The sequence below is a fragment of the Persicitalea jodogahamensis genome, assembly GCF_014651615.1.
In the GTDB taxonomy this organism is placed as follows: Bacteria; Bacteroidota; Bacteroidia; order Cytophagales; family Spirosomataceae; genus Persicitalea; species Persicitalea jodogahamensis.
In genome coordinates this window covers 165,432-180,287 of record NZ_BMXF01000006.1, presented here as the reverse complement: position 1 = coordinate 180,287, position 14,856 = coordinate 165,432, and the positions used below count along the sequence as shown (strand labels likewise).

Below are 14,856 nucleotides of genomic sequence, written 5' to 3'. Positions count from 1 at the left end.
TCGTATGGGTTCTAAAAAACATTGTGGGTTTGTCGTTTTGCAGCTTTGTGCCTTCAAAAAAAACAAAACTCCACATTTGCCCCCATTATTCCAAGTAATCACTTCGCCCGGATCGCTTCCACGGGATCCATGCGGGCGGCGAGCATGGCGGGCACAATTCCCGACAGAATACCGATGACACTGGAAACACCCAAACCCAGAGCAACATTTTTGGGCAACAAAACGACCTCTAAACTACCCAGAGGCATAAAAGTGAGCAAATACACAATGAAAATTCCCACGAGTCCACCCACCAGACTCAGCATTACTGCCTCAAACAAAAACTGGCAAAGGATGAAGTAATTCTTGGCTCCCAGCGATTTCTGGATTCCGATAAGATTGGTGCGCTCTTTCACCGATACAAACATAATATTGGCGATACCAAAGCCCCCCACCAGAATCGAGAAACTACCAATGACCCAGCCCGCTAATGTCAACACGCCAAACAAGCCCGAAATGGCCTGAGCAGCAGCTTCGGGGCGGTTGATCGAAAAATTATTATCGTCGCGGGGCTTAATGCCCCGAATGGTACGCATCAGTCCCGTAACCTCGGCCTCCACTTCGTACAGGCCCTCGTCCGACTCGTAACCCTTCACCACGATATCGGGGTTGGGTCGGCCCGACTGGAAAAGTTTGGCGAACGCATTGTAAGGGATAAAGCACTTGGTGTCGGGTGGTCCGCCAAACTCGATCAGGCTTTCTCCTTTCTTTTCCTGCACGCCCGCTACCACAAAACGGTTGCCCGCCAGTTTGAACTCTTTGCCCAGGGGATTGCCACCGGGAAATAAGGTCTCGGCGATGTCGGCACCAATGATAGCTACCTGCCGACCGGCATCAGTTTCGATGGGTGAAAAGTAACGTCCGTCGGCGATGGTTATATCCGAGATTTCGTTGTAGTTGTAGGAAATCCCCTGAATCAGCGCGTTCATACTGTTAGAGCCATTCTTGACAGTGGCATTCCCCTTGAAATCCATAATGGCCACCGCACTGGCGTTTTCCAGGTTGTCGTACAGGTACTTGTACTCACGGTAACTGGGGTCAGGCCACTGAAAATATCGCCACCAGGCGTACTCGCCATTGCCGAACCCCCACGGCCATTTCTGCACATAGATCACTTTGTCGCCGATAAAGCTCATGCTTTCCTTAATGTTGCGTTCGAGCGAATCGACAATGGTAAACACAGCCACAATGGCAAAAATACCCACCGTGACGCCCAACAAAGACAGGATGGTGCGCGTGAGGTTCCCCCGCAAAGCCTGCCAGGCGAAGCGAAAGCTTTCAAGGATTTGTCGGATGAATTTCATAGGGTTGATTTCTGACGGAAAAGTATAGGGCTAACCAAAATGATATAGCAAAAGTTAAAAACCCAGCGCAAAGCCGCAAAACAAAAAGGATAAGTGGCAAGCTGGGCGGTTGTATGTGGGAATTAATCACTTATTTTGTTGTTTAGTATCATTCATCACTGCACGAATTCATGTCAAGCGAAGTCATATTTTTTGCCGGATTTACGGTTTTTGTCATTCTGGTCATGATGCTCGACCTGGGAGCATTCAACCGTAAGTCAACCAGCCACATTGTCAAGTTTAAAGAGGCCGCCTCGTGGAGTGCTGTGTGGGTGGCTCTTGCGCTGGGCTTTTACATTTTTCTGCGCTTTTACGGACATTGGGTACATGACATCAGCGACCCGTCCCACCTGGCCGCCGTAAAAAGCATCTATTATCCCAACCTGGTTTTGCCTACCGATTTCGAATCTGCCCTGACTGTTTTTCAGAACAACATGGCCCTGGAATATCTTACGGGATATTTGGTGGAGTACTCCCTTTCGGTGGATAATATCTTTGTATTTATCCTAATTTTCAACTCTTTTGGCGTCCGGGAGATTTATTACAAGAAAGTACTGGTATGGGGAATCCTGGGGTCAATCGTCCTGCGCTTCATCTTTATTTTCCTCGGCTCAGCATTGATTCAGGAATTCAGCTGGGTACTTTACATTTTTGGGGCCTTCCTGGTGTACACCGGCATCAAAATCCTTATCACCAAAGACGAAGAAGAGGGGATCGACGTGCAGAAACACCCTGCCGTCCGGTTATCTTCCCGCTATCTCAACGTGTTCGAGCGCTACGTAGTGGACCATTTCTTCGTGCGGCGAAAGCGCGATAAAAAGCTCTACGTCACGCCACTCTTTGTGGTTATGATCGTCATCGCTTTTACTGATGTGGTATTTGCCGTCGATTCCATCCCCGCCATTTTCTCGATCACCAAAGATCCTTACATCGTCTTCTTTTCCAATGTATTCGCCATCATGGGGCTGCGCTCGATGTTCTTCTTCCTCGTTAATATCATCGATATGTTCAGCTACCTTAAATACGGCCTGGGCGTGTTGTTGACCTTTATCGGCCTGAAAATGCTTTTTGAACACCAACTCCACGAGTGGGGCTTCAGCAACATGTATTCCCTGATCGTAATTGTGGCCATCCTGGCGATCAGTATCATTGCTTCCCTGTTGTTTCCCCCCAAGGAAGAAGTGGTAAAAGAGGGTTAACGGTTAAAGGGTCAAAAGGTGCGTTTAAGCGACAGAGTGAGTCTAACTGGTCGAGCGTTCCCGTCAGCCCATCAATCACTCCTTATGCAAAGTGGCTCTTGGCGTTGATCACCTGAGGTGTCCCCCCTTTCTCGGTTACGGTGTAGTTGAAGCCTTTCTGAATGGAATAAGCTCCTACTTCACCCTGCTTGTTGACTGCTATGAAACCCACCTGAAAAGTCTTGGCGCGTTCCGGGTCGGGCTTGATGATTCTTTCCACGGCTTTTTTGCAAGCCTCGTAGGGAGATAAACCTGAGCGCATGAACTCAACGACCAAGTGCGTGCCACACACCCGGATCACTTCCTCGCCCTGACCGGAGGAGGTAGCCGCGCCTACTTCGTTATCTACGAACAGTCCGGCCCCGATGATGGGTGAGTCGCCTACGCGGCCCCGCATCTTGAAGCCCATCCCGCTGGTCGTGCACATCCCCGATACGTCGCCGCTGGCGTCCAGGGCCAGGGTCCCCATGGTGTCGTGGTTGAACGAGCCGTCGTCGAATCGCGCCGGGGCAAAGGGGCCGTGGCCTTTTTCCTTGCCACTGCTATCTTTATTCTGTTGGAGTTCAATATTGATAACGGGTTTGTACTCCTCTTTCTTCAACCAATTTTCGTAAGTCTTTTTCGCACCCGCCGAAAGTTCTTCTGGTTCCAGCTTGAAACCATTTTCGATGGCAAATTGCTGAGCTCCCACGCCCGCCAGAAACACGTGCGGCGTGTTTTCCATCACCTTGCGGGCCACCGAAACAGGATGCTTGATTCGCTCCAAAAAAGCCACTGCACCGCAGTTGGACTTCTCATCCATGATGCAGGAATCCAGCGTGACGTAACCGTCACGGTCGGGATTGCCACCCAGCCCTACGCAGCAGTTGATATCGTTTTCGATAGCAATGCCCGCCTGTTCCACAGCATCGATCGCCTTCCCCCCTTTTTCCAGGATAGGCCAGGCCGCGCCGTTCGCAATTTTGCCGCTATCCCAGGTTGAGATCACGATGGGTTTATTCAGGGCGCTTTTGGCAAAAAGACGATTGGTTTTGAGAAATGGCAATGCCAGAGCTGAAAGACGGAGAAAGGAACGACGATTGTTCATTATTTGATAGTGGAGAGTTGGTAATTGAAAGTGAGTATTGCGGCAAAGTTAATTCACAAATATACTTTTGAGCGGACATTTTGTTTGAGATGACGTGACCAGCGTCACAACCGACGCCTCCCTTGAAAAGGACTACTTCCCTTTCGCTTCCAATTCCCTGATCTTCGTCCGCTGCGCGTCGTTGACCGTCGGATAGGTGATGCCCAATTGCTCAAGATAGGTCTTGTATTTGCCCGGTTCGTAGTAATATTTCTCCAAAGAAGGCTTGAATTCGGCCATGATTTCTTTGTTCAGATACGTGGCCGGGAAATCCTTCGGGCCGACCAGCGGCGTGTATTGAAGCTCTTTCGTCTGCTCGTCGCGGTAGTAGTCCCAGGCTTTTTTCAGGACTTCGGGCTTGGTGAGCATGTCGATGAGCGTCATGGCCTCAGCTTTGGCCCCGGCCACAATGCCTTTGTGGGCGATGGGGGTAGCCATCGAAATCGCATTGGACCAGTGGTGGCCCGGCAGGTTGGGAATATTCGACGGATAGCGCAGAACTACCGTCGGCAAGGCCCATGAAATATCGGCGATATCGTCGGAGCCGCCGCCCATCGAGCGCATGATTTGCCCTCCCATCGATGCCACGGGCATATCGGCGGGCAAGCCGATGGTGTCGAGTTTGGTCGCCAACCCTTCAATCTTGCTGGCTTCCATTTCTATTTGGGAGGCTTTGGCAAGTAGTTGGTCATTTTCGTCCCAGGTGGGCAACCCTACTTTTTTAATATTCTCATAGAGTGTTTCGGCAATGGGCTGGTTGAAATGCCCCGGCCAGGCCGAGCCAAGCACCTCATAGGTAAATTTTGTATCGGTCATCAGGGATGCCCCCTCGGCCATTTTCATGCCGATGTCGTAAAGTTTCTTGATTTTTGGGTAGCTGCGGTCGCGGAAGTAGTACCAAACCGATGCCTTTGACGGAACCACGTTGGGCTGGTCGCCTCCATCAGAGATCACGTAGTGCGAGCGTTGGGTGAGTTCGAGGTGTTCGCGGCGGAAGTTCCAGCCGACGTTCATCAGCTCCACGGCATCCAGCGCGCTTTTACCGCGCCAGGGGGCTCCGGCCGCGTGGGCGGCCTGTCCTTCAAACATGAATTTTACCGAGATCAGACCGTTGTTGCCCGCATCCCCATAGCCAACGCTCAGATTGCTGCTCACATGGGTGAAAATGCAGGCGTCCACATCCTTAAAATAACCGTCGCGCACGAAGTACGCCTTCGCACCGACCAGCTCCTCGGCTACACCGGGCCACAGCATCAAAGTACCCGGAATCTTGTCGCGCTCCATGATTTTCTTGACCGCCAGGGCTGAAATGATATTCAACGCCTGTCCCGAGTTGTGCCCTTCGCCGTGGCCGGGGGCGCCCGCCACCAACGGATCGTGGTAGGCGACGCCGGGTTTTTGGCTGGCCTTGGGAATGCAGTCTACGTCGGAACCGAGGGCAATGACGGGCTTACCGCTTCCCCAGGTAGCGATCCAGGCCGTGGGCATCTGGGCAATACCGCGCTGAATGGTGAAGCCTTCCTTTTCCAAAAGCGTGGTCAGGTACTTTGCCGACTCTTCCTCCTGAAAGCCCAGTTCGGCAAAACTGAAAAGCATATCGTTAATTTCCTGGCCCAGCTTGGCGTTTTGCTCCACGCTCAGCGCGACCTCCTGTTTCAGCTTGGCGGCGGGATCGACGGGGGTACTTTTGGAGTTACGCCTGGATTGGGCATGTGCAGCAGTCAGGGCCAAAATGGTCCACACCAGAGAAAGTAGCATTTTCTTCATGCAAGAGGATAATTGCGTAAAAATGATAGAATCAAAAACAAAAGGTGTGTCAAATTGCGGAATTTCCCAACAAACTCCAAGTAGTTTTCCAGTATGGATAGCAAGCGGTGCTAGGAAATAGTACAGAATATCGCTTCCGTGATACTTCTACCCGGATCAATACAACCCGTCGGATCGCAGACGGTACATGAGTTTATAAGTAGATCGTGTGCCTGGTAAAAAGGTGATAGGAAACCGTAGTTACAGATTCCCCTTCCGCATTTCGGCCACAGCGTAGTCGGCGGCGCGGGCAGTGATGGCCATGTAGGTTAATGAGGGGTTTTGCGTGGCAGTAGACACCATGCAGCCGCCATCGGTCACAAAGACGTTGGGAACGGTATGAAGTTGGTTCCATTTGTTCAACATCGAAGCCTTGGGATCATGGCCCATGCGGATGCCGCCCATTTCGTGATTTTCGCTGCCGGGGACACGGCCCGTGTCGGCAGTTTTGATATTGGTAAAACCCGCTTTGGTGAACATTTCCGTGAACTGCTCGTAGAAGTCCTGCACCATTTTGCGGTCGTTGTCGTCGAAGTCTACCGACATGCGCAGCAGCGGAATGCCCCAGTCATCTTTCAGGATAGGGTCAAGCCGGATGAAATTGCTCTCCTTCGTCAGCGTCTCGCCCATCATCTGTGCGCCGATACCCCAGCCACCCCGGTCAGGGGCAAACAGGCTTTGTTTCAGCTCCTCACCTACCATTCCGGCAGTAGAGTTACTCTTTTTACTGGTATTGAAAGATGTCGCATAACCGCGCAGAAAGTCGGTTTCCTGCTTGAACACATTACGGAAGCGCGGTACGTAGCCGCCCGTGGGTCGCCGTCCGTCGGTCGTGGAATCGTGGAAGCCGTCGTAGTCGGCGCTTACCCGGCCCCGGTAGTTGTGGAAGCCGATGAACTTGCCCAGCACGCCGCTGTCGTTGCCCAGGCCATTGGGAAAACGCCGGGAAGTCGAATTCAGCAATACCAGATTGGAGTTGATCGCCGAGGCGTTCAGGAAAATAACTTTGGCGTAGTACTCCATCATTTCCTTCGTATTGGCGTCTACCACCCGCACGCCCACGGCGCGTTGCTTTTTCTCGTCATAAATAATCGAATGCACCACCGAATGGGGGCGCAAAGTCATTTTTCCGGTTTTCATCGCCCAGGGCAAGGTGGACGAATTGGTACTAAAGTACCCTCCGAACGGACAGCCCCGCTGGCACATAACCCGATGCTGACACTTGGCGCGCCCCTGGTCGTAATGAATTTGCTGCGGCTCGGTAATGTGGGCGCAGCGACCGACGATGACGGGCCGGGTACCCTTATAATGCTTCGCCATCTGCTCGCTGAAATGCTTCTCGATGCAGGTCATTTCGAGGGCGGGCAAAAACTCACCGTCGGGTAGTTGTGGTATTCCATCGCGATTGCCCGAAATGCCCGCAAATTTCTCTACGTAACTATACCAGGGCGCAAGGTCGGCGTAGCGGATGGGCCAGTCGATGGCGAAGCCATCGCGGGCGGGGCCTTCAAAGTCGTAGTCCGACCAGCGCTGCACCTGCCGCGCCCACAGCAGCGACCGCCCCCCCACCTGGTAGCCGCGCATCCAGTCGAAGGGCTTGTCCTGTACGTAGGGATGCACTTTGTCCTTCATTACGAAGTGCATGGCGTCTTCCTTGAAAATATAGTGCTTGCTGGCAATGGGATTGTCCTGCCGCTCGGCCAGGGTTGGCTGTCCCAGATGTTCGAACTCCCACGGCTGCATGTTGGTGGTGGGGTAATCCACATTATGCTTCACGTCGCGGCCACGCTCAAGTACCAGGGTTTTCAGCCCTTTTCCGGTAAGTTCTTTGGCGGCCCAGCCGCCGCTGATGCCTGTACCGACTACGATGGCGTCGTACGTGCGGGCTTTGATAGAGTCGAGATTTAAGTAGGACACAGGAAATAAGGTTACTTGCTTGCAAACATGAACATAAACAATCCAATTATAATAAACGGCACTACCAGCAACAGCATCAAGCCCAGGATAACGAAGATAGCCACGCGGTAGGGGTGTTTCAGCACGTAGTTTTCGGTGGATGTCAAGCTCAGTTTTTCTTCGGGCTCTCTGGCTTCCTTTACCTTTTTAGCCACCACAAGGTAGGGTGGAATCAGTGCATCCAGCGCTTCCAGATCGACCTGACCCATGCGATAACTATAAGTAAGTTGCAAGGGATCGAGGGTCAAACTTTGCTGTCTTCTACTTTTCTCGTTGGTATGGAAGAGTGCAGCGAGTGCGTCCTTCACCTCGGTGTCATCAAGTATATTTTCGCTCCATGTTCTGGAAGCTACCCAGGCACTCAGATGATTTCCCGGATCTTTCAGCTTTATCAGCTCGCGCCCCCGCTTTTTATTCACAAAGTTTGCAAGGCGGTTATCAATAGCATTCGAATCGCCAACCATAAAACGGGAAGGTACATTCAATTTCATCGAGAGCGTCACCCGACATCCTACAAATTCTGTGTACCGTATCTCCCCGGCGTATTTTGTTCTTTTTAAGGGTTGAAACCACAGCTCTAACGGGCCGAGCTCAGTTTCCCGCACAAATTTTAGCCGTTTATCTCCTTGAACAAAGTGATTTTTTTCTAGAAATGAAGTGAGGTTTGGGTTGCTCATGATTCTATCTTTTAGAGAAGTATAGAAAGTACCCCTAAAATAGACTTTCTTGTCAATCTCACCCAAAACAGTTAGTAAACGGTTGGCAATGACCGAAACTACCTGCCAAAAGACCTTATTTCTCCCCTAACGACTTCACAAACAGTATCACCGATTCAATATCCGTGTCGGACAGAATCCCCTGAAATGACGGCATTTCGGGATTATAGCCCTTAACAATTTTGGCGGTTGGATTCAGGATGGACTCCCGCAGGTAGGCGTCGTCGGCGATCACGGTGGAGCCGTCTTCCAGCGGTCGTTTCGCGCCATACAACCCCTGGAAAGGCGGACCGTACATGCCCTTGGTGCGGGTACCTTCCGAGTGGCAACCGGCACAGGCCGTTTTGGTGAAGATTGCCTTGCCCTTTTCCGCCGAAGCTACCTCTTTGGGTTTTTCCAGAACGTTCCGGCGGGCTGTCAGTTGCGTGTAGTCCACATTGGTAAAACCATACTTTGCAGGAGCAATATCTTCCAGATAATTGACGGTAAACCAAAACTCATCGGCGATTTTGTGCCCGTCTTTGGCCGTTATCTGGTAATTCACTTCCATTTGCATTACCTCTTTCATTTCCGGTACCAGCAGAAGTACCTTTCTTCGGTCGGGCGACAAGTAAGCGGCCGAAACAAACATCGGCTCTTCGCCCGTCGAGCCGTCCAGCTTGTAATGGCCCGAACCGTATTCTTCGGTGCGGAGGTAGTTGTAGCGTTTAATCTGAAAATTGTCGGGATTAGTGGCCGTAACGGCGTCGAGTTCGGAGTCGAAGCTCAGCACGATGCCCTGCTTACCCGCTTCGAATTGATCGACCATATAGCTGGGCTTGCCCGTATAACGCAACCGCAGCAGCGCGCTCAGCCCCTTGGAGTTGGAGCCCCACAGATTGAAACCGGCTACATAAATCTGGCCATCCTGCGGATTAGTCGTTCCTTTGGACGTAGGAGCCGGATAGTCGGCATGAATCATGGAAAGCCCGCCCTGAATGCCTTGAGAAGTACTATCCATCAGTACCCGGAACAAACCGGGACGACCATAGGAAAAGTGAATCAAACCACCGCTTAAAGGTCCCATTTTGTCGCTGGTCACCCAGGCTTGGCCAATGCTGGACTGATCGATGTGATGAGGAATCCAGGTGAGCGGCGGGGCGATCGGTGGATTGTCCGTTCGGTGCTCCGTGGGACTTACGCCGTAGTAATCGCCCTTTTTGACCAGATAAATGGGAGATGAAGGCACAAAATTTCCCTGTTGGTCAGAGGCAGTAAGCACGCCCGTTTTGGGATTAATACCCAGATAAGGCCCGCGAAAGCCCGTCGCAATCACCTCCGCCTCGCGACCGTCGGGTGAAATTTTCAGGATGGTTCCGTTGTGCTTCGAGCCTTTCCGGAAGCCTTTGGCAACCTGGGGAGTGACGCCGGGGCCGTTGCTCAGGCTGCCGCCCTTGGCGATGTAAAATCCACCCTCGGGCACGGGAACTACGTCTCCAGCCCATTCTCTACCCTCGGGCGACTGCGACATGACGTTGGAGAAATTTTCGTAATAATCAGCCACATCGTCGCCGTTGAGATCGTGCAATCGGACAATGCCTTCCCGGCCGAAAATATAAATTTCGTCATTTACGACTTCGATGCTCATGGTCTCGTGCAGACCGGACGCGAAGCGTTTCCATTGGATATTTTGCAGGTTTCGGTCGATGCCGTCAATCAGCCAGACATCGCCCTCGAAGGTAATTACCGCCGCGCGACCGTTTTTGAAGAAAGAGACATCGGCCACCCGGACATTCCGCCTCCAGGGATTGGGTAGCGGCAGGGTGAGCTTATCCGTCACGAAGGCTGCTGTGTCGGGCGAAAGTACACCACGCGTTGTTACCTCTTCCTTCCAGTAGGCCGGACCGCCTTTCTGGACATCAGGAAACGCAATGCGAGCAGATTTACAGGCTTTCTCGAATTGTTTGATCATCCGGGCCGGACCTTTCCAGACCATCACCGTCGCTTCGGTCCCCTGAGCGGAAGGCGCAAAGCGTACTTTCAGATGGCTATTGTCCGAAACATCGGGTTGCAGCAATTTCGTGTTCTTGCCCACCAACCCGATGGCCGTGACGGTATCCTGATTAGCTCCCTGGTAGACATAGGCAAATTTTGAATTCTGCTGCGTCTTCGTCCCGTTCGTCACCTCCGCCAGTACGAGGCCCAGTGCGTCGGTCGAGCTGCCTATTTTGAAAGTGCGGACGAAGGCCGTTTCTCCGTTGAAATCCAAACTACCCGGCATTTCCATCACCTTAGTCTGCCCGACGGTGTAGTTCAGGACGACTTTATCGCCATGCGTATAGATGCCATTCCAGCGCGCTTCGGCGGCGGGTAGCGGCATCCAGTCGTTTTTGGGAGTGGGTACGGCAAAAGTCGGTGGGTTGCCTTGCAGGGCTACCCATCCCGCGTAGCTGCCCGTCGCGATCTGGGGTGCTCCCGCTATGGTGGCAAGCTTGTTGTTTTTATTGGAAAAATCGTCGTACGAAACCTGATGCATCAGGGTCATAGGCATGAACTTTCGCGTCCAGGCCACCGACCACCGCAGCAGATCGGTATCGAAGCAGACGTAGGCGCTGTCGCCCAGCCGGATGGCGAGCGTTCGCGCGGCCTGGTTATCAGTGGGGAAACCGGTGCCTAGTTTACGTGCATCGATGGAAGTGGAGATGAAGGGAAAATCAGGTTCGACGAAAGGAGCGATTTCCAGGGAGTCGGGGTTGCTGGTAATCAATTTTTGGTAGCCTGAACTACCCGACAACAGTACGAAAGCGATAAGTAGAACGCCGAACGTAATCAGACCGTAGATTTCACGCGATAATCTCAACATTGAAAAATTCCATTAAAAGTAAAATGTCTTCGTACTTAGCAGACGGAGAATATGGGGGAATACCCTAAGGACTGTCCTACTCCTTCCCAAAAAGACCCAGGTCCGACAGTTTCTCCCCGCCCTTGATCCCGAAATCCAGCGTACGGATCGGGAAGGGTATCATGATGTCGTTGGCATCGAAGGCTTCTTTGATGTGCATGATGGCCTCGTGACGACCTTGCAGAAAGGTAGGCTGGGCAGTGTCCTGCATCCAGATGCGAATGCTGAAATTGATGGAACTGTCGCCGAACTCATTGTAAAAGAGCGTGATTTCCTCATCCCTCGCCCTCACGCTCACTTTTGCGGCGGCAGCCAGGGCAATTTCCTTTACTTTCTGCAAATTATCCCCGTATGATACGCCAACGGACAAATCCAGCCGCCGTTTTCCCAAAACGGTAAAGTTTTCGATGGTATTTTGAAAAACGTCTTTGTTCGGAATAATGACCCGCTGCCCCTGGAAAGTCCGAATCATCGTGTCGCGGAGGTTGACTTCCTCCACGATCCCCATATGGTCGTTGGACTGGACGATGTCGCCCACAGCAAGCGGACGGCGGAACGACAGGAAAATCCCCGACATGAAGTTGGCCGCAATATCCTGAAAGGCAAAGGCCAGCGCCAAGCCCAGTATCCCCGCGCCCGCCAGAATGGAGGTTACGGCTTTATCGAGATTCAACACGCTAAGTACCACGAAAAACACCACCCCAATGGCAATGGCGTAAATCACCGAACCGAAGAGCGTATTGATGGTTTCGATGTGGGAAACCTTACGAATCAGTTTCAGGGCCAGCTTGCGGATAAGTTTGGCAAGGTAAAGGCCGAGCACCAGAATAACGGCAGCCAGCACGATGTTGGGCAGCAGACGGATAAATTCCTTAGCCCAAAGAGTTAGTTTGCTTGTGAGTAAGTCTACCGCTTGGTTAATATCGAGATTCATGAAGTGTGTTGCAATTTTTTATTTGAAACCTAATTTCAAACGTGTTCCGCCGCTAAATGTTTCAGCTGGTGACACATACAAAGAAAGGGGAAGTGATGGCTTCCCCTTTCTTTTATTTAAAATTCAAACTATGAACAATGTGCCATATCTGATTCATTGTCAACTGTCAATTAATCAAAAGGGGAGATCATCGTCTGAGCCGCCACTGGGTGCAAAAGCCGGGTTGGGCGGCGGGCCGAAGTCGCCGGGTGCATTGTTGGGCGTGGCAGGTTGGCCGCTGCCCGCCGCGCCTTTCTCCACTTTCCAGGCTTTCAAATCGGTGTACCAGCGCTGGTTGTATTCGCGGCTTTCGGCGTCGATGGATGCGGTCACCAATTCACCCTCAGACAAGGCAAACTGATCGATCTTGTCGCCCCACATGGTGATGCATACTTTCTTTGGGTATTGGCCTTCGGTTTCGAGAATAAACTCCTGCTTGCGCCACGTACCGTTCTTGCCTTGACCGTTTATTTCCGGCAGAATCGAGACTACGGTTCCTGATATTTCCATGAATATGATTTTTTACAAAAAATTGAATTGATACCTTGCCAAAAGTAAAAGATTTGCCCCTCATATCAAAAAAAGTGTTATTCTGGCAGGACACCTGCCCTTTGTGCTCATGAAAATTAAAATCAATGCGAGTAAGTCAGCCTGTTTAGTCCTGTTGGGGCTGGTCATGGCCTGTGCCACGGCGTCAAAAAAGCCGACTTCCGGCAGAGAAATGGATCTTTTTCTGCTGATTGGCCAATCCAACATGGCCGGCCGCGGACCGCTGGATGCTAACCCAAAATCCGCGAATCAGAATATTGCGGTGTTGAATGCCGAAAATGAATGGGTAGTTGCCCGGGATCCGCTGCACTTCGATAAGCCTACGATGGTAGGCGTGGGGCCGGGGCTGGCCTTCGCCGAGCGTTGGCTGGAGCTGAACCCGAAAACTCAAATCGGCCTGATTCCCTGCGCCGTAGGCGGCAGCGGCATCGACGACTGGCAGCCAGGCCAAAAACACGCTCAAACGGGTATTTACGCGTACGATGCCATGCTCCAACGGGTGAGCGAGGCCCAAAAGAAAGGTAAAATCAAAGCGATTCTCTGGCATCAGGGCGAGTCGGATAGTAATCCGGTGCGAAACAAAGTTTACGAAGAGAAACTCGACGAATTTTTCAGCAGATTGCGCCGCGACCTCGACGCACCCAACACGCCTATCATCCTGGGTACCTTGGGCGATTTCATCGTTAAAAAGAATCCAAATGCTTTACCAATCAACCAAATCATAACCAACTTTCCCCAAAACCACCCGAATGTGTACGCGGTGTCGTCGGCAGGTCTGAGCCACAAAGGCGACACGACGCACTTCGATACGCCTTCGGCGCGGGAATTGGGCAAACGCTACGCCGAAAAACTATGGGAAATACAGAAAAAATAGACTTCCTGGGCATCGATCACCCCGCTGTGGCGGCGGACGACGTGGAAAAACTCGCCGACTGGTACTGCGACTTTCTGGGGTACGAAAAACAGCATTGTGACTGGAACGCCCGTCCGCCCAAGCCCGTCTGGATTTTGAAAGCACCCGATGGTACTTTGCTGGAAATCATGCCCAAAGACGACACACCCCGCCAAACGCGCACCACCTGGACGCCGGGATGGTCGCACGTGGCGTTTCGGGTACCCAATCTGGAAGAAGCCGTGGCTATCCTTGATCGCAAGGGGATTGCGTGGAGTAGCGAGATTATCGATGCCATCGGCGGCGGCAAAGTGCGCTCGGCGCTGGACGGAGAAGGGAATATGATTCAGTTTTTGGAAAGATAAATCCGCTCAGAACGCTTTGTGAATGATTTGGAATAGCTTTTTTTGCTTAAAAGAATCATCGTGGTGTTGCGCAAAACGCGCAATCAAGATTATGTATGGTAAATGCTAAAACCCAAGACCACATACAGCGTACTTCCCAGGTGGCTTGATCGGCTGGACTTTTTGGGTCTGTTCGAGAAAGATCCGTTCGGCAACCTACTGATCGTGCGACGGCTGGCGATTATGATCATCGGCTGGTTTACCTACTACCGCTACACGGCGGTGAACAAAATCCGCATCAAAGGCACCGAACACCTCCTCAATCTGCCCGACCATGGGGTACTTTTCCTATCTAATCACCAGACCTACTTTGCCGACGTCATTGCTTTTTACCACATTTTCTGCGCTGTGAAATGGGGCTATAAGGATAGTATCTCACCGCCTTTTTACCTGTTCTCGCCCCGCGTCCGCAACTACTACGTGGCGGCCTCCGAAACCATGAAAGAGGGTGGTATTCTGCCCCGGCTGTTTAGTATTGGCGGGGCCATTACGGTGGAGCGTTCGTGGCGGGCCCAGGGCGAAAACGTCAAACGCAGTCTCGACAACAGCGCCCAGGACAAAATCGGCATGGGCCTCGACCACGGCTGGGTTGTGAGCTTCCCGCAGGGAACCACCAAGCCCTACGCACCCATCCGCAAAGGCACGGCTTACCTCATCAAAGAACACCAGCCTATCGTGATCCCGGTGGAAATCAACGGATTTCGTCGCGCTTTCGACAAAAAGGGCCTGCGCTTCAAGAAGCGGAATACCAAACTCACCGTGCAATTCAAGCCACCCATGCACTTTCTGCCCGACGAGTCGGTCGAAAGTATGGTCGCGCGGATCACAACCGCCATCGGGCAGGATATTCCGAAAGAAAGGATGACGTGGCTGGGGGAAGAGTAGGTAGGGTGACCGGAAAGTTCTCTTCGAGCTACCAGCTTGTCCTTTTAA

At 52.2% G+C, this 14,856-nt stretch carries 12 protein-coding genes; 4 read left to right on the top strand and 8 right to left on the bottom strand.

Features of this window, described 5'->3' with window-relative positions; all coding sequences use genetic code 11:
- Positions 1 to 98: 98 nt before the first annotated feature.
- Positions 99 to 1,343, bottom strand: coding sequence for an ABC transporter permease (locus IE117_RS23295; RefSeq protein WP_189567917.1), 1,245 nt, complete (start codon positions 1,341 to 1,343; stop codon positions 99 to 101).
- A 170-nt stretch (positions 1,344 to 1,513) separates the two neighbouring features.
- Here IE117_RS23295 and IE117_RS23290 point away from each other — a divergent pair, with 170 nt between their 5' ends.
- Positions 1,514 to 2,581 carry a TerC/Alx family metal homeostasis membrane protein gene (locus IE117_RS23290; RefSeq protein WP_189567915.1) on the top strand — a complete coding sequence of 356 codons (1,068 nt, stop codon included), beginning with the start codon at positions 1,514 to 1,516 and terminating at the stop codon, positions 2,579 to 2,581.
- An 82-nt stretch (positions 2,582 to 2,663) separates the two neighbouring features.
- On the opposite strand, the gene IE117_RS23285 is transcribed toward IE117_RS23290, so the two are convergent.
- The 7 genes from IE117_RS23285 to IE117_RS23255 form a co-directional block, all read right to left on the bottom strand.
- A complete protein-coding gene (locus tag IE117_RS23285) occupies positions 2,664 to 3,707 on the bottom strand; it encodes an isoaspartyl peptidase/L-asparaginase family protein (protein ID WP_189567907.1) in 1,044 nt (347 codons plus the stop codon).
- 132 nt (positions 3,708 to 3,839) lie between these two features.
- The gene (locus IE117_RS23280; RefSeq protein WP_189567905.1) at positions 3,840 to 5,513 is read right to left on the bottom strand and encodes an amidohydrolase; all 1,674 of its coding nucleotides are present in this window, start codon (positions 5,511 to 5,513) and stop codon (positions 3,840 to 3,842) included.
- 240 nt (positions 5,514 to 5,753) lie between these two features.
- Positions 5,754 to 7,469 carry a GMC oxidoreductase gene (locus tag IE117_RS23275; RefSeq protein ID WP_189567903.1) on the bottom strand — a complete coding sequence of 572 codons (1,716 nt, stop codon included), beginning with the start codon at positions 7,467 to 7,469 and terminating at the stop codon, positions 5,754 to 5,756.
- Between the two features lie 11 nt (positions 7,470 to 7,480).
- The gene (locus tag IE117_RS23270) at positions 7,481 to 8,185 is read right to left on the bottom strand and encodes a hypothetical protein (protein ID WP_189567901.1); all 705 of its coding nucleotides are present in this window, start codon (positions 8,183 to 8,185) and stop codon (positions 7,481 to 7,483) included.
- 115 nt (positions 8,186 to 8,300) lie between these two features.
- Positions 8,301 to 11,066: a DUF6797 domain-containing protein gene (locus IE117_RS23265; protein ID WP_189567899.1), complete on the bottom strand. Its 2,766-nt coding sequence runs from the start codon at positions 11,064 to 11,066 to the stop codon at positions 8,301 to 8,303.
- Between the two features lie 76 nt (positions 11,067 to 11,142).
- Positions 11,143 to 12,039, bottom strand: coding sequence for a mechanosensitive ion channel family protein (locus IE117_RS23260; RefSeq protein WP_189567897.1), 897 nt, complete (start codon positions 12,037 to 12,039; stop codon positions 11,143 to 11,145).
- Between the two features lie 174 nt (positions 12,040 to 12,213).
- Complete coding sequence (locus IE117_RS23255) at positions 12,214 to 12,588, bottom strand: DUF3127 domain-containing protein (RefSeq protein WP_189567895.1); 375 nt, start codon at positions 12,586 to 12,588, stop codon at positions 12,214 to 12,216.
- Positions 12,589 to 12,697: 109 nt separating this feature from the next.
- Here IE117_RS23255 and IE117_RS23250 point away from each other — a divergent pair, with 109 nt between their 5' ends.
- The 3 genes from IE117_RS23250 to IE117_RS23240 all read left to right on the top strand — a co-directional run bounded on the left by IE117_RS23250 (position 12,698) and on the right by IE117_RS23240 (position 14,808).
- A complete protein-coding gene (locus tag IE117_RS23250) occupies positions 12,698 to 13,501 on the top strand; it encodes a sialate O-acetylesterase (protein ID WP_189567893.1) in 804 nt (267 codons plus the stop codon).
- Entirely contained in the window at positions 13,480 to 13,884 is a 405-nt protein-coding gene (locus IE117_RS23245; RefSeq protein WP_189567891.1) for a VOC family protein, read from the top strand. The genes IE117_RS23250 and IE117_RS23245 overlap by 22 nt, the downstream gene beginning before the upstream one ends.
- Positions 13,885 to 13,986: 102 nt before the next feature.
- Entirely contained in the window at positions 13,987 to 14,808 is an 822-nt protein-coding gene (locus IE117_RS23240) for a lysophospholipid acyltransferase family protein (RefSeq protein WP_189567889.1), read from the top strand.
- Positions 14,809 to 14,856 lie beyond the last annotated feature (48 nt).